Raw genomic sequence first — 21,249 nt, forward strand, 5'->3', positions numbered from 1 at the left:
CGGTTGCCCGGGCCGTGCGGGGCGGCTTGCAGCCCAGCTGTGACGGATCCGACTGCGGACCGTCGCCGGGTGTGAGCCCACGGCTACGGAGCCGCGCACCCCGGCGGGCCCGGCGGTCACCGGGCCCGCCGGGGTGCGGCCGGACGGCCGCACCGCCCGTACCGGCCGCGACGGGCCCCCGGTCAGAAGGCCGGGCGCTCCGGGTCCAGGGCCGCGCGGCCCTCCACGGGGGACGAGGCCTCGGCGAAGCGGCGCTGCGGGATGCGGCCCGCGCGGTGGGCCAGGCGCCCCGCCGACACCGCGTCCCGCATGGCCGCCGCCATCAGCACCGGCTCCTGCGCCCGCGTCACGGCGGAGGCGAGCATCACCGCCGCGCAGCCCAGTTCCATCGCCAGCGCGACGTCGGACGCCGTGCCGGCGCCCGCGTCCAGGATCACCGGGACCCCGGCCCGCTCGGTGATCAGCTCGAAGTTGTGCGGGTTGCGGATGCCCATGCCGGAACCGATGGGGGAGCCCAGCGGCATGATCGCCGCGCAGCCCGCGTCCTCCAGCTTCCGTGCCAGCACCGGGTCGTCGTTCGTGTACGGAAGGACTGTGAAGCCCTCGTCGACCAGGATCTCCGCGGCGTCCAGCAGCTCGATCCCGTCGGGCAGCAGCGTCCGTTCGTCCGCCACCACCTCCAGCTTGATCCAGTCCGTGCCGAGCGCCTCGCGGGCCAGCCGGGCCGTCAGCACGGCCTCGCCCGCGGTGAAGCAGCCCGCCGTGTTCGGCAGTACCGCGATGCCGAGCCGCGCCAGCACCGACAGGACGGAGCCCTGCACGGTCGGGTCGAGGCGGCGCATCGCCACCGTCGTGAGTTCGGTGCCGGACGCGACGAGCGCGCGTTCCAGGACGTCCAGGCTCGGGGCACCGCCCGTGCCCATGATCAGGCGGGAGGAGAAGGTCCGGCCGCCGAGGAAGAACAGGTCGTCAGCCATGCCGGTCAACCCCCCTGGACCGCGGTGAGGATCTCGACCCGGTCGCCGTCGCCCACCGGGGTGGCCGTCCACTGCCCGCGCGGGACCACGGTCTCGTTGAGCGCGGCCGCCACCCCGGAACGGGCGGCCGTCAGGATGGCGACCACCGCGTCGAGGGTGGTGCCGGCCGCGACCTCGCGCGGCTCGCCGTTGACGGAGATGGTCATGCGTACGACTCCTGACGTGCGGTGGAGAACCGGCGCGGACTGAAGGGGCGCGCGACCGGGGGCAGTTCGCCCGTGGCCAGCAGCTCCGCCATCACGTCGCCGGTGAGGGGGGTCAGCAGCACCCCGTTGCGGTAGTGCCCGGTGGCCAGGTGCAGCCCCGGCAGGTCGGTGGGGCCGAGCAGTGGGGCGTTGTCCGGGGAACCGGGCCGCAGCCCCGCGCGGGTCTCGGTGAGCGGCAGCTCGGTGATGCCGGGCACCAGCTCGTGGGCGTCGCGCAGGAGCTCGTAGACCCCGCCGGCGGTGACGGTGGTGTCCCAGCCCAGTTCCTCGCTGGTGGCGCCGACGACCAGCTCGCCGTTCTCGCGCGGCACGAGGTAGACGTGGCTGCCGCGGACGACCGCCCGTACGGTCCGGGACAGGAACGCCCCGTACGCCGCGGGCACCGTCAGCCGCAGCACCTGGCCCTTGACGGGCCGTACGGGGGCGGTCACCTCCGCCGGCACGCCCTCCAGCCGGCCGCTGAACGAGCCCGCCGCCAGGACCACCTGGTCGGCGAGGAGCTCCGTACCGTCGTCGAGCACGGCGCCCGTCGCCCGGTCGGCGCCGACCAGCAGCCGCGCGGCCCGCGCCCGGTGGACGCTCACCCCGGCCCGCTCGCAGGCGGCCAGCAGGGCGGCCGCCAGCCGGCGCGGATCGACCTGGTGGTCGCCGTCCACGCGCAGGCCGCCGCGTACGCCGGGAGCCAGCATCGGCTCCAGGCGGCGGCACTCGCGACCGGTGAGCCACTCCGACTCCAGGCCGCAGCGCCGCTGCAGGGCGTGCAGTTCGCGCAGGTGGAGCCGGTCGTCGGAGTCGAGCGCGACGGCTAGGGTGCCGCAGGCCCGGTAGCCGATGTCCAGGCCGCCGCTCGCCTCGGCCAGTTCGGCCGCGAACTGCGGATAGCGGGCGGCGGAGGCGAGCCCGAGGCCCAGCAGCGCCTCCTCGCCGTAGTGCAGCTCGGTGACGGGGGCCAGCATGCCCGCCGCGACCTGGGCGGCGCCGCCACCGGGCTCCGGGTCGGCGAGCACGGTGGCGAGGCCGCGGCGGGCCGCCCGCCAGGCCGTGACGAGTCCGATGACGCCGCCCCCGATGACGAGGACGTCGGATCCCTTCCGGGACGTTCGAGATGAGTGCATGGGCGTCCAGCCCCTCCCTTCGCCGGCATGACCCGGATCAGGTTCGTACGGTCGGAGGCCGCCCAGCCTCCCTCTCAGCCCGGTGCGCCCGGACTCCCGCGATAGGTACGCCTGCCAGACTAACCCCGGGCCGGACGGCGGGTAAGGCGGCACCTGTTCCTGATGGGCCGTCAGAAGATTAGGCTGGCCGCGTGAGCGAGCAGACGGAACAGACACAGAGCGGCGTCGTCATCGTGGGCGCCGGAATGGCCGGCGTGCAGACCGCGGTCGCCCTGCGCGAGCAGGGCTTCACCGGCCCCGTGACCCTGCTGGGAGCCGAGCCCCACCAGCCCTACGACCGCCCCCCGCTGTCCAAAGCGGTCCTGCTCGGCAAGGCCGAGGACTCCGCCTTCGACGTCGACTTCGAAGGGCTCGGCATCCGGCTCGTGCTCGGCACCGAGGTCACCGGGCTGCGGGCCGCCGACCGCGAACTGGACACCGGAACGGGCCCCGTCCCGTACGACACCCTCGTGCTGGCGACCGGCGCCGTACCGCTGACGCTGCCCGGCACCGAGGGCGTCCCCGGCGTGCACCTGCTGCGCACCCTCGACGACGCCGCGCGGCTGCGGCCCGTCCTGGCCGCCGCCGACCGGGCTGTCGTCGTCGGGGCCGGCTGGATCGGCGCCGAGTTCGCCACCGCCGCCCGCGCGGCCGGATGCGCGGTGACCGTGGTCGAGGCGGCGGACCGGGTCCTGGCCGGAGCCCTGCCCGCCGAGGTCGCCGCACCGATGGCCCGCTGGTACGAGGAGGCGGGCGCCGAGCTCCTCACCGGCGCCCGCGTCGCCGGCATCGAGGACGGCCGGGTCCTGCTGGCGGACGGCCGCCGCCTGCCGGCCGGCGCGGTGGTCGTGGGCATCGGCGCCCGCCCGGCCACCGGGTGGCTGGCCGGGAGCGGCGTCGCCCTGGGTCCCGACGGCTCGGTCACCGCCGACGCCCACCTGCGCACCTCCCTGCCCGGGGTCCACGCGGTCGGCGACTGCGCCTCCTTCCCCTCCGCCCGCTACGGCACCCGCCTCCTCGTCCACCACTGGGACAACGCCCTCCAGGGCCCCCGGGCCGTCGCGGCGAACGTCCTGGCGGGGGCGCCGGTCCAGGCCTACGACCCGGTCCCGTACTTCTGGTCGGAGCAGTTCGGACGGTTCGTCCAGTACGCGGGCCACCACGGCGGCGCCGACACGCTGCTCTGGCGCGGCGACCCGGCCGCACCCGCCTGGTCGGTGTGCTGGCTGCGCGACGGCGCCCTGGTGGCCGTCCTGGCCGTGGGCCGCCCGCGCGACCTCGCGCAGGGCCGCAGGCTCATCGAGTCGGGGACCGTGCTCGACCCCGACCGGGTCGCCGATCCGGCCGTCCCGCTGAAGTCGACGGCCCGCTAGGGGGCGTCGTCGAACTCGTTCCCACCGTGCGGCGCCCGGCCCGCACGCCCCTGGCGGGCGGCGCCGGTACCCGTACGGGGCCGCTCGGGTACCGGCCGCCAGTCCGAGGTGGCAGGCTTGTACCCGTGACCGAGATTGACGCAAAGATCGATGCCCTTGTCCCCGCCTGGCTGTACCTCCCCGACATCGCGGAGAAGCTCGACATCGAGGTGACCCGGGTCCGCCAGCTGGTCAAGGAAGGGCAGCTGATCGCCGTGCGCCGGGGCGAGAACCGCTCCCTGCAGGTGCCGGCCCCCTTCATCGACGGCGACAAGGTCGTCAAGGGCCTCGTGGGCCTCCTGACCGTGCTGCGCGACGACCGCTTCTCCGAGGAGGAGATCCTGGAGTGGCTCTTCACCGAGGACCCGACCCTGCCCGGCACCCCCGTGCAGGCGCTGAGCGAGAATCGCGGCACGGAGGTGAAGCGCCGCGCTCAGGCGCTCGCCCTCTGACCTGAACCGCATCCGCTCCACCGCGGCGTACGGGCCCCGCGAGGCCGCCCGTACGCCGCTTCCATCACGGGGGGTACACCCATGCAGCTGTCCGACGCCCGGCTCTACCTGTGCACGGACGCCCGCAAGCGCCAGGGTGACCTCCCGGAGTTCCTCGACGCCGTGCTGGCCGGGGGCGTGGACATCGTCCAGCTCCGGGACAAGGGCATGGAGGCCGGCGAGGAACTCGACCACCTCCGGGTGTTCGCCGAGGCCGCGCGCCGGCACGGCAAGCTCCTCGCCGTCAACGACCGCGCCGACGTCGCGCACGCCATCGGCTCCGACGTCCTGCACCTCGGCCAGGGCGACATCCCCGTACCCGCGGCCCGCGCCGTCCTCGGCGGCGGGGTGCTCATCGGCCGCTCCTGCCACGCCGAGTCCGAGGTGGACGCGGCCGCCGCCGAGCCCGGCGTGGACTACTTCTGCACCGGCCCCTGCTGGCCCACCCCCACCAAGCCCGGCCGGTTCGCCCCCGGCCTCGGGCTCGTCCGGTACGCGGCCTCCCTGGAACAGGACCGGCCCTGGTTCGCCATCGGCGGCATCGACCGCACGAATCTGGACGAGGTGCTCGACGCCGGCGCCACCCGCGTGGTCGTCGTGCGCGCCCTCACCGAGGCCTCCGACCCCGGCGCGGCCGCCGCCGAGCTCGCGGAACGGGTCCGCGCCCGCCTCGGCTGACGGGCCGGACTGTCCAAAAACATGTCCAAAAGACGGACACCGCTTCGGAGTGCGCCGCAGCGCGTCTAACCTGCGGGTATGGCCTCTGGTACCGCTTCCACCTGGTCGGACCGCGCACACACGGTCCGCGACCTCATCGCGTCCGGGCGCTCGTACTCCTTCGAGTTCTGGGCCCCGAAGACGGAGAAGGGCGAGCGCAACCTCTGGAACGCGCTGCGCCGGGTCGAGGCGGTCGGTCCGAGCTTCGTCTCCGTCACGTACGGGGCCGGCGGCTCCACCCGGGGCGGCACCGTCCGCGCCACCCAGCAGATCGCCGCCGACACCACCCTGACCCCGGTCGCCCACCTCACCGCCGTCGACCACTCGGTGGCCGAGCTGCGCAACGTCATCGGGCAGTTCGCAGACGCGGGCATCCGGAACATGCTGGTCGTGCGCGGAGACCCGCCGGGCGACCCCATGGGCGAGTGGGTGGCGCACCCCGAGGGCGTGCACTACGCCGCCGACCTGGTCCGGCTGGTCAAGGAGTCGGGCGACTTCTGCGTCGGCGTCGCCGCCTTCCCCGAGATGCACCCGCGCTCGACCGACTGGGACACGGACATCCGGCACTTCGCGGACAAGTGCCGTGCGGGCGCCGACTATGCGATCACCCAGATGTTCTTCGATCCCGAGAACTACCTGCGACTGCGCGACAGCGTCGAGAAGGCGGGCTGCGAGACCCCGATCATCCCCGAGGTCATGCCTGTTGTGGGCATCAAGCAGCTCGACCGGCTGCCGCAACTGAGCAACGCGCTCTTCCCCGCGGACGTGAAAGAGCGCATGCTCGCGGTCAAGGACGACCCGGCCGCTGTACGCTCCATTGGCATCGAGTTCGCCACGGAGTTCTGCGCGCGGCTGCTGTCCGAGGGTGTCCCGGGGCTGCACTTCATCACGCTGAACAACTCCACGGCGACCCTCGAAATCTACGAGAACCTGGGCCTGCACCAGCGGGCCTGATCGGCGGGCCCCGTTTTCCGGGCGGTCCGCCGCACCGAGAGGGGCCATGCGTGGGAATGACGGTCCTCTACATCGCGTTCGGCATCGTCGCGCTGTGGCTGCTTGCCGAGGTCCTGATGCAGAACAAGGCCCGGCTCCGCTGGCGCCTGCTCGCGTTCACCGGCTTCCTGGGCGTGGTCGCCGGAGTCGCCCTGCCGTCGGTGCTGGTCATCGGCGCGGGCGCCGCCGCGTTCGCCCTGGGCCAGATCCTGGTGACGCTCTCCTTCCGCAAGGGCTTCGTGGCCGGCTGGGCACTGCGCAGGCGCCGCCCGGAACCGGCACGGCCGTCCGGCGGGCGCCGCAGGTCCGGCGGTCCGCGTCCCGAGCCGGCGCTCCGGGTCACCGCCCTGGAGTACGGGTCCGCGGACGGCTCCCCGGACGGGTCCGCCGACGCGGCCGCGGAGCGGACCGCGCGGGAGCGCTCCGGATCCGGGGACGAGGACGTCTACAGCCCGGAGCCGGTCCCCGAGGACACCGGTTCCTACGGCATCCAGAGCTTCACCTCACCCGGCGACGCCGACCGGACGGCCGCGTTCGCCTCGCCGTTCACCACCGCGGAGCAGGACGCCCACCAGTACGCCGCCTCCTACGACCCGGTGGGCCAGTCCGACGGCTACGGGTACGACTACTCCGGCGGCTACCAGACCGGCGGGCAGCAGCAGGTCTACGCCGCCTACTCGGACCCGTACATCGGCACCGGCGGCGCCGCCCCGGCCCAGGCCTACGACTACAACGCCTACGCCCCGTACCCGGACCAGGGGCAGCAGTACTCCATGGACACCCCGCCCGGCGGGGTCTGGGTCCCGCAGCAGCGGAGCACCGACCCGGGGGACCTGCCCTACCCGGGCGAGCAGCAGCCCCAGCCGCCGCAGGAGTACCCCTATCCGCAGCAGGGCGGCGGGGAGTACGGGCAGTACCGCTACTGATCCGCGGGCGGGGCGGGCGTGCCGGTCACCGGCTCACCGGCTCACCGGCTGCCGGTCACCGCTGCCGGGCACCGGCTCACTGGGAGCCGCGGAACTCCGCGCCCTCCACGATCAGCCCGGCCACCAGGGCCCCCGTCATCCCGGCGTGCGCCAGCCCGCCGCCGGGGTGCGCCCAGCCGCCCGCGAGGTACAGCCCGGGCACGGCCGTGGTGTTCGCCGGGTACAGCAGCCGGCCGCCGGCCCCCGCGAGGGCGGGCGCCGGCACCGAGCCGCCCCGCGCACCCGTCGCCACCTCGACGTCGGCCGGGGTGCGCACCTCCTGCCACAGCAGCCGCTCCCGCAGTCCCGGTACGGCCGCCGCGGCGAGGTCCAGCAGTTCCTCCGGCCGGGGGCCCGCGCCCGCGCCCCCGGCCGGGCACACGGCGGTCACGGTGACCGCCTCGTGGTCCGCGTCGGGCCGGGTCGCCGGGTCGTCCGGCCGCAGGACCGTGGCGAGCATCCCGGGGGAGTGCACGAGGGTGCGGTGGACCGCGTCCGCGGGACGGGCGCCGCGCAGGGCGAGCAGGAGCGTCAGCCGGCTGGGCACGCCCTCCCCGCGGGCGGGTACCCCCTCGGGCGGCCGGGGCAGGGTGCCGTCCGGCAGCAGCCTCGGGTCGACCGCGCACACCACGGAGTCGGCGGCCGCCTCGGTACCGTCCGCCAGCAGCAACCCCGCGGCCCGGCCGCCGCGCACCAGGACCTCGCGGACCTCCGCCCCGAAGACGAACTCCACCTTCCGCTCGCGGCAGCGCTCGTACACGGCGGTGGCCAGGGCCCGCATCCCGCCGCGGACGTACCAGCTGCCGAACGTCTGCTCCATGTAGGGCAGTACGGCCGCCGAGCCGGGCGCCCGGCCGGGATCGACCCCGTACGAGGCCACCAGCCCGGTCAGCAGCTCGCCGAGCCCGCCGCCGAGCTCGCGCCCGGCCACCTCGGCCAGGGTCGGCGGCCGGCGGCGCAGCAGGCCGCTCCGGCGCAGGGCGGGGTACGGGTCGGTGCCCAGCGCCTGCGGGCCGGCGCGCAGGGGTTCCTCCAGCAGCGGGCGGCGGGTGGCGTCCCAGGTGTCCCGGGCACGGCCCAGCACGCCGTTCCAGCGCTCTCCCGCACCGGCGCCGAAGGCCCCGTCGAGGGCGGCCGCGACGCCGCCGCGCGAGGCGCCGGGCAGGGTGACGTCGATGCCTGAGGCGGGGAGCAGGTGCCGGGCAGCGGGATCGAGCTGGACCATGTCGACGCAGCTCTCCAGCGGCCGCTTGCCGGTCTTCACGAACAGGTCGCGGTAGACGGCGGGCAGGTGCAGCAGGCCGGGCCCGGTGTCGAAGGCGAAGCCGTCGCGCTCGTGGCGTCCGACGGCTCCGCCGTACGTGGTGCCGCGTTCGTACACCGTCACCCGGTGCCCCGCCACGGCCAGCCGGGCCGCCGTCGCCATCGCGCCCGTCCCGGCGCCGATCACCGCAATTCGTGCCATGCGGCCGAGCCTATCGAGCGAGGTCAGCCGGGTGGTGCGGTGGTGTGGGTACGGACCTCGGCGGCGAGCCGCTTCTCCTCGCGGCGCTGTGCGCGGCGGCGCAGGAAGCGGCGGATGCGGGTCCAGAGGAAGAACAGTATGGCCAGTCCGGCGATCAGCAGGACGGCCGCGATGACCGCGGCGGCCTGCGGGTTGAACATGGCGAAGGTGATGATGCCGGCCACGCCGAGGTCCTCGGCGGTGCTCACCGCGATGTTGCTGAACGGCTCGGGGGAGGTGTTGACCGCCATCCGGGTGCCGGCCTTGACGAAATGGCTGGCCAGGGCCGTGGTGCCGCCGACGGTGCCGGCGGCGATCTCGGAGAGCGAACCGCTCTGTCCGGCCAGCAGCGCGCCCACGACGCCGCCTGCCAGCGGGCGGATCACGGTGTGGGCGCCGTCCCAGACGGTGTCCAGGTACGGGATCTTGTCGGCGACGGCCTCGCACAGGAACAGCACCGCCGCGACGATCAGCACGTCGGTGCGTTGCAGTGCCGCGGGGACCTCGTCGGTCAGGCCGGTCGCGCCGAAGATGCCGAGCAGCAGGACCACGGCATAGGCGTTGATCCCGCTGGCCCAGCCGCTGGTGAAGACCAGGGGGAGCACACTCACCGGGTCATCATGCCGCAGAAAGCGGGCACCGGCGGGCACATCGCAGAACGGCGGCACCTGGCGGAACAGTGAGGGGACGGCCGCCCGCAGGCGGTCGTCCCCTCACCCTCGTTGTGTGCGGGGCCTACTGCCCCTGCTCGTCACGGCGGCGCTGCCACCGTTCCTCGATGCGGGTCATCATCGACCGACGCTGCCGGTTCTGGCCGTGGGCCGAACCGCCTGCACTGCCGGAGACGGGCTGCTCGCCGGGCTTGGGTGCTTTGCGCCAACCGGTGACCACGAGGACCGTACAGGCCAGCATGACGAGGAATCCCACCACGCTGATCCAGAGCACGTCCTGCCAGATCACGCCGGTCATGAGGAGCGCGATACCCACCACAATGCCAGCGACTGCCTGGTACACCCGGCGACGGGTATACGTACGCAGTCCGCTTCCCTCAAGCGCTGTCGCGAACTTGGGATCTTCGGCGTACAGCGCTCGCTCCATCTGCTCGAGCATTCGCTGCTCGTGCTCCGAGAGCGGCACGGGAGTCCTCCTCATCCGTCGGTCGCGGGGGGTAGCGACCAGGGGTCCCCTTCAGGATAGGCGGGGAATCGCCCCCGTGATACCCGCCCTCTATGCCACGTTCTTTAAAACAGCTCAGCCTGTGAAACGGCTCAGCCTCAAAATAACCCAGCCACCGCACCACTGCGCGAACGGTACCGCCGCGGGGGCGGTCACCGGGGCGATGATTCCCCAATGGCGCGTCCACCATGCCGGTCACTGCACCCGATCATACGGGGCCGAGCGCCGGATCGGCGGGTGAGTGGCCGAGTCCGTCCCCGGAAGATCGCAGATCAGGCCTGCTTCTCGCCCAGGACGTGCAGTTGGGTGGCGACCGCGTGGAAGGCCGGCAGCTCGGCGGCGGCCTCCTCCAGGCGCAGCAAGGCCTCCACCGCGCCCGGCTCGGTGTCCACCAGGACCCCCGGTACGAGGTCGGCGAAGATCCGTACGCCGTGCACCGCGCCGACCGCCAGGCCGGCCCCGCCGACGAGCTCCGAGAGCTGCTCGGCGGTGAAGCGCCGCGGCACGGGGTCGCCGGAGCCCCAGCGCCCGGCCGGGTCGGTGAGGGCGGTGCGGGCCTCGGTGAAGTGTCCGGCCAGCGCGCGGGCGAGGACGGCCCCGCCGAGGCCGGCGGCGAGCAGGCTGAGGACCCCGCCGGGGCGCAGGGCCGCGACCGCGTTGGCCACGCCCTCGGCCGGGTCGTCCACGTACTCCAGGACGCCGTGGCAGAGGACCACGTCGTACGCGTCGCGCTCGACCACGTCGAGCAGGCCCTGGGCGTCGCCCTGGACCCCGCGCACCAGGTCGGCGACGCCGGCCTCGGCCACCCGGCGCTCCAGCCCGAACAGTGCGTTCGGGCTGGGGTCGACCACGGTGACCCGGTGGCCCAGACGGGCCACCGGGACGGCGAACTTGCCGGTGCCGCCGCCGGTGTCGAGCACGTCCAGCACGTCCCGGCCGGTCGCCTTGACCCGGCGGTCGAGCGCCTCCTTGAGGACCTCCCACACCACGGCGGTGCGGAGGGAGGCACGGGGGCGGGAAGTGTCCGACACGGCTGATGGCTCCTCGGCGCGGTAAGGGTGAGCGGTCAGTGCCCCACCCTATTGCCTTCCCCGGCTGGGCAGCTCATCCCGCGTCCGGACGCTCCGGACGCTCCGGACGCGGCTGGGGCAGGGTCTGCGGGGGCGGCTGGACGGCCAGCATCCGCTCCACCAGCCGCAGGAACATCGACACCGCACGCACGAGGTCGTCCGCGTCCCGGCCGCTCGCCGCGTCCGCTATCCCCGCCTCGGCCCGGGCCCGGCGGTCGGCGCCGGCTGCGAACAGGGCGCTCCACTCGGCCAGCTCCGGCGCTATCTCCGGCAGCACCTCCCACGCGCTGCGGATGCGGGGCCGCCGGCGCGGGTGCACCGGCTCCGGCCGCCCGCGCGCGGCGAGCACGGCCGCGGCGGTGCGCAGCGCGGCGAGGTGGGCGGTGGCGTACCGCTCGTTGGGACGGGACAGCTGCACTGCCTCCGCCAGGCCGTCGCGCGCCTTGGCGAGCAGGTCGACGGCGGCCGGTGGGGCTGACGACTTGCGCAGGACGGGGTGGACAGGGGACGGGGACGGTGTGGCCATGACGAACCTCCTGTCGTTGCGTTGCCCCCATCGTGACGGGGGCCACTGACAATCGCGTTGACCTGCGGGTACGCGAGTGACAGATCGACAACTACCCCCTGCTGCGCACCTGATGCGGAAGAAGATGCTAGTTTTTGAACTGACCGGTCAGTTCAAAATGAAGGGGGACGGCGTGGACAGCCCGCACGGCGCGTCCGTGAAAGCCGAGGACTTCGGACTCAAGGGACCCCGCGGCTGGGCCTTCCGGGGCGTCGGCGTCGACGCGGCGCCCGGCTCGCTCATCGTGGTCGAAGGCCCCTCCGGCAGCGGGCGCACCTGCCTGCTCCTCGCGCTCACCGGACGGATGAAGGCCACCGAGGGCCACGCCGAGATCGGCCGCCACCGGCTGCCGAAGAAGATGGCCGCGGTCCGCCGCATCGCCGCCCTCGGCCCCGTCCCCGGGGTCAACGACCTCGACCAGGCCCTCACCGTCGCCGAGCAGCTGCGCGAGGGCGCCCTGCTCCAGCGCCGCTACGACGGCCCGGTCCGCGCCCTGCTGCGCCCCCGGGCCGAGCGCAAGGCCCGCGCCCGGGCCCGGATCGACGACGCCCTCGCCGCCGCCGGGCTGGACCTGGCGGCGCTGCCGAAGGGCCCGCGGACCTCCGTGCGGGACCTGGAACGGCTGGAGTACGTACGGCTGTCCGTGGCCATCGCCCTGCTGTGCTCGCCGCGCCTGCTGGCCCTGGACGACCTGGACCTCAAGCTCTCGGACGCCGAGCGCGCCGAGGCCTGGACCCTGCTCCGCTCGATCGCCGCCCGCGGGACCACGGTCCTCGCGGTCTGCAGCGAGGCCCCGAACGACGCGGTCGTCCTGCGGACCGGCCCCGCGGAGCAGGAGGCGCCCGCCGAGCCGGCCGCCCCGGCCGAACCCGCCGCGGCCTCGCGGTCCCGCCGCGCCGCCGCCGACGCCAAGGTCACGTGGGGGGCGGCCGCGCAGAGCGCCGCCGCCTCCGGCGAAGACAGCGACGACGGCGAGCCGAAGGCCGCCACGGCCACCGCGAGCACCGAGGCCGGGAACGACGACAAGCACGACGACAAGCACGACGACAAGAACGACACCGAGCAGGACACCGAGCACGGCACCGAGCACGACGACACGAAGGGGGCGGACGATGCGATCGCCGAAGCTGGCCGCGCTTGAGCTCAAGCGGTTCGGGCGGGGGAAGCTGCCCCGCGCCGCCCTCGTCGCGCTGCTCCTGCTGCCCCTGCTCTACGGAGCCCTGTACCTGTGGTCCTTCTGGGACCCGTACAGCCGGCTCGACAAGGTGCCCGTGGCCCTCGTCAACTCCGACCGGGGCACCACCGTCGACGGCAAGCACCTCGACGCCGGCGACGAGATAACGAAGAAGCTCCACGACAGCAAGACCTTCGACTGGCGCGAGGTGAGCGCCGAGCAGGCGGAGAAGGGGCTGGAGGACGGGACGTACTACCTGTCCCTCACCATGCCCGCCGACTTCAGCGCGAAGATCGCCTCCAGCTCCGGCGAGGACCCCACCACCGGGGCCCTCCAGGTGCGCACCAACGACGCCAACAACTACATCGTCGGCTCGATCTCCCGCACCGTCTTCGCCGAGGTCCGCTCCGCGGCGTCCACCAACGCCTCCCGTGGCTTCCTCGACAAGATCTTCGTCTCCTTCTCCGACCTGCACGACAAGACGGCCGAGGCCGCCGACGGCGCCGACAAGCTCAAGGACGGCGCGGGCAAGGCCAAGGAGGGTGCGAAGGAGCTCGCCGACGGCCTCGACACGGCCAAGGAGAAGACCGGCGAGCTGACCGGGGGCCTGCAGAAGCTCAACACGGCCGCCGCCAAGCTGCAGACCGGCACCAAGGACGTCGCCGACGGCACCCAGAAGGTCGCCGACACGGTCAACGGCGTGTCCGAGAAGGCCAAGCCGTTCCTCAAGGACCCCAAGCAGCTCGCGGCCACCGCCGAGTTGGTCGCCGACACCGCCGGCGTGGTGAACGGCCACTTCGACAAGATCGCCGAGAAGGCACCGCTCGCCGCCACCCGCACCAAGCAGGTCGCCTCGGGCCTGGACGCGTACTACACGAAGCGCTGCCTCACCCCCGGGGTCGACCCGCTCCTCGCGTCCTGCGCCGACCTGAAGAAGGTCAAGGACGACGCGGCGCAGGCCGCCGAGCTCAGCGGCGACCTCGACACCCTGGTCAAGGGTGCCAACGGAGACCTCGGCACCCTCAAGAAGCAGCTGACCGAACTGGAGAAGCAGGCCCGTCTCGTCGTCGAGCGGGCGCCCGCCCTCTCCGGCGACATCGACGCCGCCGTCACCCAGGTGAACGCCCTCAACAAGGGCGCCCACCAGGTCGCCGCCGGCATGGCCCAGCTGCACACCGGCATCGGCTCCGCCACCACCGGCTCCGGCAAGATCGACGCCGGCGTCGGCAAGCTCGGCGACGGCGCGCACAGCCTCGACGGCGGCATCTACAAGCTCGTCGACGGCAGCGGAGAGCTCGCCGGCGGCCTGCACGACGGCGTCGGCAAGATCCCCGACTACGACGACAAGCAGCGCGACGCCCGCACCGAGGTCATGGCCGACCCGGTCCAGCTGGCCAACCAGTCCCTGCACAAGGCGCCCAACTACGGCACCGGCTTCGCCCCGTACTTCATCCCGCTGTCCCTCTGGGTCGGCGCGATGGTCGCCTACATGCTCATCGCCCCGATGAACCGGCGGGCCCTGTCCGCCGGAGCCTCTCCCTGGCGGATCGCCCTGGCCGGCTGGCTGCCCGTGGCCGGTCTCGGCGCCGCGCAGGTGGGCCTGCTGATGGCCGTGCTCCACTGGGGCCTCGGCCTGGAGATGGAGCGGCCGGCGCTCACCGTCGGCTTCCTGTTCCTGGTCACCGGCTGCTTCGCGGCGATCGTCCAGTGGCTGAACGCCAAGTTCGGCGCCGCCGGACGCATCCTGGTCCTGGCCGTCCTGATGCTCCAGCTGACCTCGGCGGGCGGCACCTACCCCGTTCAGACCAGTCCCGGCTTCTTCAACGCGATCCACCCGTACCTGCCGATGTCGTACGTCGTGGAGAGCCTGCGCCGCCTCATCACCGGCGGGGACCTCGCCCCGGTCTGGCAGGGCTGCGCGGTCCTGACGGCCTTCACCGTGGGGGCGCTGGCCCTCACCGCACTCGCAGCCCGCGGCAAGCAGGTGTGGACCATGGACCGGCTGCACCCGGAACTGAGCCTGTAGCACCGAGCCCGTGGGGGATGTGTCGACCTGTGAGAATCAGCGCCATGGAAAGCAGCAGCACCGGTACGGGCGGCACGGTCACCGGCGGCCGACGCCAGGCCACCCGGCAGAAGCTTTACGAAGCGGCCGTGACCCTCATCGCGGAGAAGGGCTTCTCGGCGACCACGGTCGAGGAGATCGCCGAGCGGGCGGGGGTCGCCAAGGGCACCGTCTACTACAACTTCGCCAGCAAGAACGACCTGTTCGAGGAGCTGCTGCGGCACGGGGTCGGCCTGCTGACCGTCTCGCTGCGGACGGCGGCGGAGGAGACCGAGGCCCGGGGCGGCACCCGGGTCGAGGCGCTCGACGCGATGATCCGGGCCGGCCTCGTCTTCATCGACCGCTACCCGGCCTTCACCCAGCTGTACGTGGCCGAGCTGTGGCGGACCAACCGGACCTGGCAGTCCACGCTCATGGTGGTCCGCCGGGAAGCCGTGGCCGTCGTCGAGACGGTGCTGCGCGAGGGCGTCGAGCGCGGTGAGCTGAGCGCCGAGATCGACGTCCCGCTGACGGCGGCCGCGATGGTCGGGATGGTGCTGGTGGCCGCCCTGGACTGGCAGTCCTTCCAGAGCGAGCGGTCGCTGGACGACGTGCACTCGGCCCTGTCCCTGCTCCTGCGGGGCCGGGTCAGCGGAAACCGCTGACCCGTCGGCCCGGAAGACCCGCGGTGCCCCCCGGTCGGCGGTGCCGTCCGGGGGCGCGGGCCCGTACAACTGGTGGGGCCCGCCGCGGCGCCTGAGTATCCGTACCCAGGTACGAGATGAGTACGTGCGCGGATGGGCCCCACCTGCGCGGACGGCAGACTGGGGGCAACGGACGGGAGACCCGGTCCGCACCGCGGACACGGGGCCGCGGAGCGGACCGGGCACCTCCTCCGTGACCGGGCGGGGGACCCGGTGACGCGGTACGCGCACGCGGTGGGGCTCGGGGGGATCGAGCCCCGCCGCGTCCGTGCGTTCACGGCCGGGAGCGGGCGCGGGCCCCGCCGCGTGCGTGCCGTCACGAGCCGCCCGGCGGTCCGGGAGCGACGCCCCCCGTACGACGGCGGGGCCGGACCGCGTCCCGCGCGATCCGGCCCCGCCCCCACTTCCGCCCCGGTCTCAGCCGCGCCCCCGCAGGGGCAGCCGCAGCCGCCCGGCCGCCAGCCGCACCGGCGCCAGCCGGGCCGCGACCGCCGAGGCCAGCGCCGCCCGGCGGGCGGACACCGCCCAGGACACCCGGGCCGCCGAGCGCGGCAGCAGCAGCGCCCGCAGCCGCCCGCCGCGGCCGGTCCCGGCCAGCAGCCCGGCCCGGGTCAGCAGCACGTCGTCCGCCAGTTCCGGGTACGGGGCCTGCGCGCCCGGCGGCGCGTACAGCTCCCGCTCCACGGCGCCCGCGACCCGGTGGGCCGCCGCGGCGGCCTCCGGCTCCAGCGCGCCCAGCTCCACGATCCGGGCCGCGGCCCGGCGCGGGGACAGCGCCCCGTCCGGCGGCACGCCCACGTCCCAGGCGGCGTCCCGCAGTTCCCGCCAGGCCGCCGGCACCTCGCCGGTGCCCAGCCGGCGGGCCCGTGCCCGGGTCCGCCACAGCAGCGGGAGCAGCGGGAGGCCCAGGACCACCACCGCGGCCGCGACCCAGCCGAGCACGGCCGGCACCGAGGTCCCGCCACCGCCCGAGGCGTCCTGCCGGAGCACCGGACCGCCGCACTCGCCGAGCCGCTTCAGCTCCGGCGGGCAGTCCTCGGACGCGGACGGCGCCGGAGCGGGCGCCGACGCGCCCGTCGAGGGCAGCGGCGCGGGCGCCGACGGCTGGGCCACCGGGGCCTGCGGCCGGGAGTAGTCCGGCACCGAGATGCCCGACCGCGGCGTGGGCTCGAACCGGGTCCAGCCCACGCCCTCGAAGTACAGCTCGGGCCAGGCGTGCGCGTCCCGCATGGTCACGTTCACGCTGCCGTCCGACTGCCGCTCGCCGGGGGTGAAGCCGACCGCGACCCGTGCCGGGATGCCGAGCGAGCGGGACATCGCCGCCATCGAGAAGGCGAAGTGGACGCAGAAGCCCTCCTTCTCGGCGAGGAAGCGGGCGACGGCCTGGGAGCCCGTCCCCGAGGCGGTCTTCGTGTTGTAGCGGAAGCCGCCGCTCACGGCGAAGTAGTCCTGCAGCTTCACGGCCCGCGTGTAGTCGTCCCGCGCGCCCTGCGTGACCTGGCGCGCCGTCTCCCCGACCACCGGCGGCAGGGTGTCCGGCAGCTTCGTGTACTCGGCCCGGACGGCCGCGTTCGGGGCGGGGGCGTTCTGCAGCTGCCGGGCCGTCGGCTTCAGCAGCAGGCTCCGAACGATGTACCCCGCGCCCTGGACGTTCTGGAACCGCTCCTTGCCCAGCTGGTCGCCGACCAGGGTCCGGCCGACCGGCTCGAAGCGCCACTTGCCGCCGATCTGGACCGACGTGGCCGGGTACGGCATCGGGAGGTAGCGCTGGCTGTAGCCCTCGGCCGCCGAGATGCTGGTCTGCACCTCCTGCGCGCCCTGGCGGACCTGGTCGCCGAGTCCGGGCGGGTTCGGCAGCCGCTCGGGCACATCGGTCAGCGCCCGCCCCGAGGCCTCCCACTTGACCCCGTCGAACTCGTCGAGCGCCAGGATCCGCAGGTACTGCTCGCCCAGCTGCGGGCTGTCCGTCCGGTACTTCAGCACCACCCGGTTGTCCTGCGCGTTCAGGCTGTTCTGCAGCGAGACCAGCGGGTTGACCGCCGAGATCGTCCCGCCCGTCCCGCCGCCGCTGCCGTCACCGCCGCCCTGCGGGCCCACCAGCCCGCTGCCGAGCGCGGGCAGCAGCGCGGGCACCACCAGGGCCACGCCCAGGGCCATCACGCCGATCCGCCGCCCGGTCCGCCCGGGAGCCGCCGCCCGCCCGCCGCCCGGACCCGCGCCGAGGCCCGAGGCGGCCGAGACCCGGCCGGGCGGGGTCCCGCCGAAGACCCGGCCCCACTGCGCCAGCCGGTCGCGGCCCTCGCTCAGCAGCATCATCAGGTACCCGCAGCCCGCCAGCAGGAAGGAGACCCACGAGGCCTCGCCCCCGCCCGACAGGCCCGCGGCCACCGAGTACAGCGCGAGCAGCGGCAGTCCGGCCGCCGCGGCGGCGCGCATGGTCACCGCCAGGAAGTCCACCAGCAGCCCGATCAGCAGCACCCCGGAGACCAGCAGCAGCCGGATGCCGTCGGTCAGCGGGGCCGGGATCGCGTACTCGCCGACGTCGAAGGCGCCCTGCCGGAACAGCGCCCCGAAGTCCGTCACCAGGTACGCCACCGGACCGGACCCGCCGGTACCGGCCCGGCCGCCGAAGAGGAGCGCGAGCAGCAGCAGCGACACCAGCAGCTGCGCGGCCACGGTCAGCGACCGCGCCAGCGGCACCCGCCGCGCCCCGGCCCCCACCACGCTCTGCACCGCCAGCAGCAGCGCCGCCTGCAGCAGCCAGGTCGCCGACTCCACCAGCGGGGCCAGCGACCACGAGGCGAGCAGCGTCGCCAGTGCCGCGAACAGGGTCAGTCTCGCGCGCCCGCTCATCCCCGACCTCCGGTGGTACCCGGGCCGGACGGAGTCCTCCCGGCCTGTCTCCACAGCTCGCCGAAGGCCGCCCCGGGCTGGACGGCCAGTGCCGTCCAGCCCGCGTCGCGCAGCCTGCGCAGCCGTTCTTCCACGGGCGGCAGCGCGTGCTCCTGCGCCGGACGGCCCGCCCAGGTGGCGGAGTCCAGCACGAAGGCGACGGCGCCCCCGGCGCGCTGGCGCATTCTGGCCGCCAGCTCCGTCTGTACGTCGTCCAGGTCGCCGAGGAAGGCGACGAGCAGCCCGTCGCCGGCGTCGCCGCCGAATCCGCCGCTGCCGCGCACCGCGTCGTGGGCCCGCGAGAGACCGGCGCCGTCGGAGTGCCCGACCACGGCGAGGGTGTCCATCATCAGTCCGGCGGCCGTCGCGGAGTCCTGCCCGCCGGAGGCGGAGAACCCGCCGCTGCCGCCCTCGCCGGGCGCCGAGTCGCCGGTGTCCGTGAGGAGCCGCACCGAGAAGCCCCGCTCCAGGAGGTGCACCAGGGTCGAGGCGGCCCCGGACACCGCCCACTCGAACGCCGAGTCGGGGCCCGCGCCCTCGAAGGCCAGGCGCCGGGTGTCCAGCAGGACGGTCGCCCGGCTGCGCTGCGGCTGCTCCTCGCGGCGCACCATCAGTTCGCCGTAGCGCGCGGTGGAGCGCCAGTGGACCCGGCGCAGGTCGTCGCCGCGCCGGTAGCTGCGGGGGATCACGTCGTCGTCGCCGGCCAGGGCCAGCGAGCGGCGGCTGCCGTCGCCGTAGCCGGACGCCTCGCCCGCCAGGCGGACGGGGGGCAGCGGCTCGGTGCGCGGGATGACGGTGAGGGTGTCGTACGCGGAGAACGAGCGGGTCAGCTCGACCAGCCCGAACGGGTCGCTCAGCCGCAGCTGGAGCGGGCCCAGCGGGTAGCGGCCGCGCAGGTCGGAGCGGACCCGGTAGGACACCTCGCGGCGCCCCCCGGGCTCGACCCGGTCCAGTACGAACCGGGGGCGCGGGCCCAGCACGTACGGCACCCGGTCCTGCAGCATGAGCAGGCCGGTGGGGAGGCGGGAGACGTTGTCCAGGCGCAGCTGGACCCGGGCCTCGGCGCCCGCGGAGACCCGCCCCGGGGTGAGCCGGCGGCTGCCGGACACCCGGTGGCGGGTCCGGTGCAGCGCCAGGACGCAGATCAGCGGCAGCACGGCCAGCAGCAGCCCGACCCGGAGCAGCTCGCCCTGTCCCAGTACGTACGCACAGGCGGCGGCGGCGATCCCGGCGGCCAGGAACGAGCGGCCGCGCGTGGTCAGCCCGGACAGCGACGCGCGCAGTCCGCCGGCGCCGCGGCCTTCCTCAGCCGGGCCACCGGCGTCCATCAGAAGCCCCGGATGCCGGCGCCGGGCGGCATCTCGCCGCGGGCGTGCGCCGCGGGTACGGGGGTCCGCTGCAGGATGTCCTGGACGACCTGCTCGGCGGTGCGCCGGTTGAGCTGGGCCTGCGCGGTGGGCAGCAGCCGGTGCGCGAGCACCGGGGAGGCCAGGGCCTGCACGTCGTCGGGCAGCACGTACTCCCGGCCGGAGAGCGCGGCGGACGCCTTCACGGCGCGCAGCAGGTGCAGGGTGGCGCGGGGGGAGGCGCCCAGGCGCAGGTCCGGGTGGCTGCGGGTGGCCGAGACCAGGTCGACGACGTAGCGCCGGACGGGCTCGGCGACGTACACCTCGCGGACGGCCTCGATCAGCTTGACGATGTCGTGCGCGTGCGCGACGGCCGTCAGGTCGTCGAGCGGGGAGAGCCCGCCGTGCACGTCGAGCATCTGGAGCTCGGCCTCGGGGCTGGGGTAGCCGACGGAGACGCGGGCCATGAAGCGGTCGCGCTGCGCCTCGGGGAGCGGGTAGGTGCCCTCCATCTCCACCGGGTTCTGGGTGGCGACGACCATGAAGGGGGTCGGCAGCGCGTACGTGGTGCCGTCGATGGTGACCTGGTGCTCCTCCATCGACTCCAGCAGCGCGGACTGGGTCTTGGGCGAGGCGCGGTTGATCTCGTCGCCGATGACGATCTGCGCGAAGATCGCGCCCGGCTTGAACTCGAACTCGCGCCGCTGCTGGTCGTAGATGCTCACGCCGGTGATGTCGGAGGGCAGCAGGTCCGGGGTGAACTGGATGCGCTGCACCGAGCAGTCGATGGACTTGGCGAGCGTCTTGGCGAGCATGGTCTTGCCGACGCCGGGGACGTCCTCGATCAGCAGGTGTCCCTCGGCGAGCAGGACGGTCAGCGCCAGGCGCACGACCTCCGGCTTGCCCTCGATCACGCTTTCGACCGACTGGCGCACGCGCTCCGCCGTGCTGGTCAGATCCGCGAGGCTCGCTCGGTCGTCATACGTCGTCACCTGGTTCTCCTCGGCCCTTTCCCCGGGCCGACCGCCCTTGGCGCATGACCGGCCCACCCCGAAACACGGACACCGGTTCCGGGGGTTCCCGGAAGGCGTCTCCCCGCATTCTTGACGGCGCCACGGCCTCGTGTCACTCAGGAGCCGGGATCGATCTCCCGCAGGAGGCCGGTGTGCACGTCGAAGACGAAGCCTCGCACATCGTCGGTGTGCGGCAGGAAGGGGTTGGTCCGCACCCGCTGCATGGACTGGCGGACGTCCTGGTCCACGTCCCGGAAGGCCTCCACGGCCCAGGCCGGGCGCTGGCCGACCTCGTCCTCCAGCTCGTGCCGGAAGTCCTCGGTCAGGCTTTCGAGGCCGCAGCCGGTGTGGTGGATGAGTATCACCGTGCGGGTCCCGAGGGCCCGCTGGCTGATGGTGAGGGAGCGGATGGTGTCGTCGGTGACCACGCCGCCCGCGTTGCGGATCGTGTGGCAGTCGCCGAGTTCCAGGCCGAGGGCGGCGTGCAGGTCGAGGCGGGCGTCCATGCAGGCCACGACGGCGACGTGCAGGACGGGGCGGGCGTCCATGCCGGGGTCGGCGAACTCCGCCGCGTACCGCCGGTTCGCCTCGACCAGTCGGTCGGTGACGCCGGCGCCGGAGACCTCGGGCGTGGGCTTGGCGGGCAGGGATGCGGATGTCGTCATGGATACGACGTTAATGGTCACGCCCGGTCCGGGCAGTTGGTGAGGACGGACAAAGAAGGTCAACCGGCCTTGGTGTGAGCTAACCCACAGGGGTGAGGCGGAGGCGCCCGTACGGGTGATT

General features: G+C 74.3%; 20 protein-coding genes and 1 riboswitch. Of the genes, 8 read left to right on the top strand and 12 right to left on the bottom strand.

All coding sequences use genetic code 11. The features are described 5' to 3' along the window. Positions 1–182 precede the first annotated feature (182 nt). The 3 genes from ACZ6S8_RS06560 to thiO all read right to left on the bottom strand — a co-directional run bounded on the left by ACZ6S8_RS06560 (position 183) and on the right by thiO (position 2,358). Positions 183–977: a thiazole synthase gene (locus tag ACZ6S8_RS06560; RefSeq protein WP_469453082.1), complete on the bottom strand. Its 795-nt coding sequence runs from the start codon at positions 975–977 to the stop codon at positions 183–185. A gap of 5 nt (positions 978–982) precedes the next feature. After that, positions 983–1,183 (bottom strand): sulfur carrier protein ThiS, encoded by a 201-nt coding sequence (thiS, locus tag ACZ6S8_RS06565; RefSeq protein WP_469453084.1) that lies wholly within the window; start codon positions 1,181–1,183, stop codon positions 983–985. Further along, entirely contained in the window at positions 1,180–2,358 is a 1,179-nt protein-coding gene (gene thiO, locus ACZ6S8_RS06570; protein ID WP_469453087.1) for a glycine oxidase ThiO, read from the bottom strand. Before thiO ends, thiS begins: the two co-directional genes overlap by 4 nt. Next, positions 2,356–2,468, bottom strand: a riboswitch (TPP riboswitch). (Overlaps the previous gene by 3 nt.) Positions 2,469–2,549: 81 nt before the next feature. On the opposite strand from thiO, the gene ACZ6S8_RS06575 reads away from it, so the two are divergent. The 5 genes from ACZ6S8_RS06575 to ACZ6S8_RS06595 all read left to right on the top strand — a co-directional run bounded on the left by ACZ6S8_RS06575 (position 2,550) and on the right by ACZ6S8_RS06595 (position 6,936). Further along, positions 2,550–3,770, top strand: a complete 1,221-nt coding sequence (locus ACZ6S8_RS06575) for an NAD(P)/FAD-dependent oxidoreductase (protein WP_469453089.1) — start codon at positions 2,550–2,552, stop codon at positions 3,768–3,770. A gap of 125 nt (positions 3,771–3,895) precedes the next feature. Continuing rightward, positions 3,896–4,261 carry an Rv2175c family DNA-binding protein gene (locus tag ACZ6S8_RS06580; protein ID WP_469453090.1) on the top strand — a complete coding sequence of 122 codons (366 nt, stop codon included), beginning with the start codon at positions 3,896–3,898 and terminating at the stop codon, positions 4,259–4,261. An 81-nt stretch (positions 4,262–4,342) separates the two neighbouring features. After that, complete coding sequence (thiE, locus tag ACZ6S8_RS06585; protein ID WP_469453092.1) at positions 4,343–4,978, top strand: thiamine phosphate synthase; 636 nt, start codon at positions 4,343–4,345, stop codon at positions 4,976–4,978. A gap of 78 nt (positions 4,979–5,056) precedes the next feature. Beyond that, entirely contained in the window at positions 5,057–5,971 is a 915-nt protein-coding gene (gene metF / locus ACZ6S8_RS06590; RefSeq protein WP_469453094.1) for a methylenetetrahydrofolate reductase [NAD(P)H], read from the top strand. Between the two features lie 50 nt (positions 5,972–6,021). Further along, positions 6,022–6,936: a hypothetical protein gene (locus tag ACZ6S8_RS06595; RefSeq protein WP_469453095.1), complete on the top strand. Its 915-nt coding sequence runs from the start codon at positions 6,022–6,024 to the stop codon at positions 6,934–6,936. 76 nt (positions 6,937–7,012) lie between these two features. On the opposite strand, the gene ACZ6S8_RS06600 is transcribed toward ACZ6S8_RS06595, so the two are convergent. The 5 genes from ACZ6S8_RS06600 to ACZ6S8_RS06620 form a co-directional block, all read right to left on the bottom strand. Then, entirely contained in the window at positions 7,013–8,440 is a 1,428-nt protein-coding gene (locus ACZ6S8_RS06600) for a phytoene desaturase family protein (RefSeq protein ID WP_469453097.1), read from the bottom strand. A gap of 23 nt (positions 8,441–8,463) precedes the next feature. Further along, on the bottom strand, positions 8,464–9,090 hold the full coding sequence (locus ACZ6S8_RS06605) for a DUF4126 domain-containing protein (RefSeq protein WP_469453099.1): 627 nt from the start codon (positions 9,088–9,090) through the stop codon (positions 8,464–8,466). A 124-nt stretch (positions 9,091–9,214) separates the two neighbouring features. After that, positions 9,215–9,616, bottom strand: coding sequence for a DUF3040 domain-containing protein (locus ACZ6S8_RS06610; RefSeq protein WP_386522007.1), 402 nt, complete (start codon positions 9,614–9,616; stop codon positions 9,215–9,217). Between the two features lie 311 nt (positions 9,617–9,927). Then, positions 9,928–10,686: a methyltransferase gene (locus ACZ6S8_RS06615; protein WP_469453102.1), complete on the bottom strand. Its 759-nt coding sequence runs from the start codon at positions 10,684–10,686 to the stop codon at positions 9,928–9,930. A gap of 73 nt (positions 10,687–10,759) precedes the next feature. Beyond that, on the bottom strand, positions 10,760–11,251 hold the full coding sequence (locus ACZ6S8_RS06620) for an SAV_6107 family HEPN domain-containing protein (protein WP_469453103.1): 492 nt from the start codon (positions 11,249–11,251) through the stop codon (positions 10,760–10,762). 172 nt (positions 11,252–11,423) lie between these two features. Here ACZ6S8_RS06620 and ACZ6S8_RS06625 point away from each other — a divergent pair, with 172 nt between their 5' ends. Genes ACZ6S8_RS06625 through ACZ6S8_RS06635 form a run of 3 tightly spaced genes read left to right on the top strand, consistent with a single transcriptional unit; the run spans position 11,424 to position 15,173 of the window. Next, positions 11,424–12,431 (top strand): ATP-binding cassette domain-containing protein, encoded by a 1,008-nt coding sequence (locus ACZ6S8_RS06625; RefSeq protein WP_469453105.1) that lies wholly within the window; start codon positions 11,424–11,426, stop codon positions 12,429–12,431. Further along, positions 12,403–14,490 carry a YhgE/Pip family protein gene (locus ACZ6S8_RS06630; protein ID WP_469453106.1) on the top strand — a complete coding sequence of 696 codons (2,088 nt, stop codon included), beginning with the start codon at positions 12,403–12,405 and terminating at the stop codon, positions 14,488–14,490. The genes ACZ6S8_RS06625 and ACZ6S8_RS06630 overlap by 29 nt, the downstream gene beginning before the upstream one ends. Positions 14,491–14,534: 44 nt before the next feature. After that, positions 14,535–15,173 carry a TetR/AcrR family transcriptional regulator gene (locus tag ACZ6S8_RS06635; RefSeq protein ID WP_383900358.1) on the top strand — a complete coding sequence of 213 codons (639 nt, stop codon included), beginning with the start codon at positions 14,535–14,537 and terminating at the stop codon, positions 15,171–15,173. Between the two features lie 456 nt (positions 15,174–15,629). On the opposite strand, the gene ACZ6S8_RS06640 is transcribed toward ACZ6S8_RS06635, so the two are convergent. The 4 genes from ACZ6S8_RS06640 to ACZ6S8_RS06655 all read right to left on the bottom strand — a co-directional run bounded on the left by ACZ6S8_RS06640 (position 15,630) and on the right by ACZ6S8_RS06655 (position 21,191). Further along, positions 15,630–18,065 carry a transglutaminase TgpA family protein gene (locus tag ACZ6S8_RS06640; RefSeq protein ID WP_469453108.1) on the bottom strand — a complete coding sequence of 812 codons (2,436 nt, stop codon included), beginning with the start codon at positions 18,063–18,065 and terminating at the stop codon, positions 15,630–15,632. After that, entirely contained in the window at positions 18,062–19,432 is a 1,371-nt protein-coding gene (locus ACZ6S8_RS06645) for a DUF58 domain-containing protein (RefSeq protein ID WP_469453109.1), read from the bottom strand. Before ACZ6S8_RS06645 ends, ACZ6S8_RS06640 begins: the two co-directional genes overlap by 4 nt. Continuing rightward, on the bottom strand, positions 19,432–20,442 hold the full coding sequence (locus tag ACZ6S8_RS06650; RefSeq protein WP_383927955.1) for an AAA family ATPase: 1,011 nt from the start codon (positions 20,440–20,442) through the stop codon (positions 19,432–19,434). The genes ACZ6S8_RS06645 and ACZ6S8_RS06650 overlap by 1 nt, the downstream gene beginning before the upstream one ends. 137 nt (positions 20,443–20,579) lie before the next feature. Then, on the bottom strand, positions 20,580–21,191 hold the full coding sequence (locus ACZ6S8_RS06655; RefSeq protein ID WP_469453111.1) for a beta-class carbonic anhydrase: 612 nt from the start codon (positions 21,189–21,191) through the stop codon (positions 20,580–20,582). Positions 21,192–21,249 lie beyond the last annotated feature (58 nt).

Source organism: Streptomyces sp. NPDC048461 (assembly GCF_055587105.1).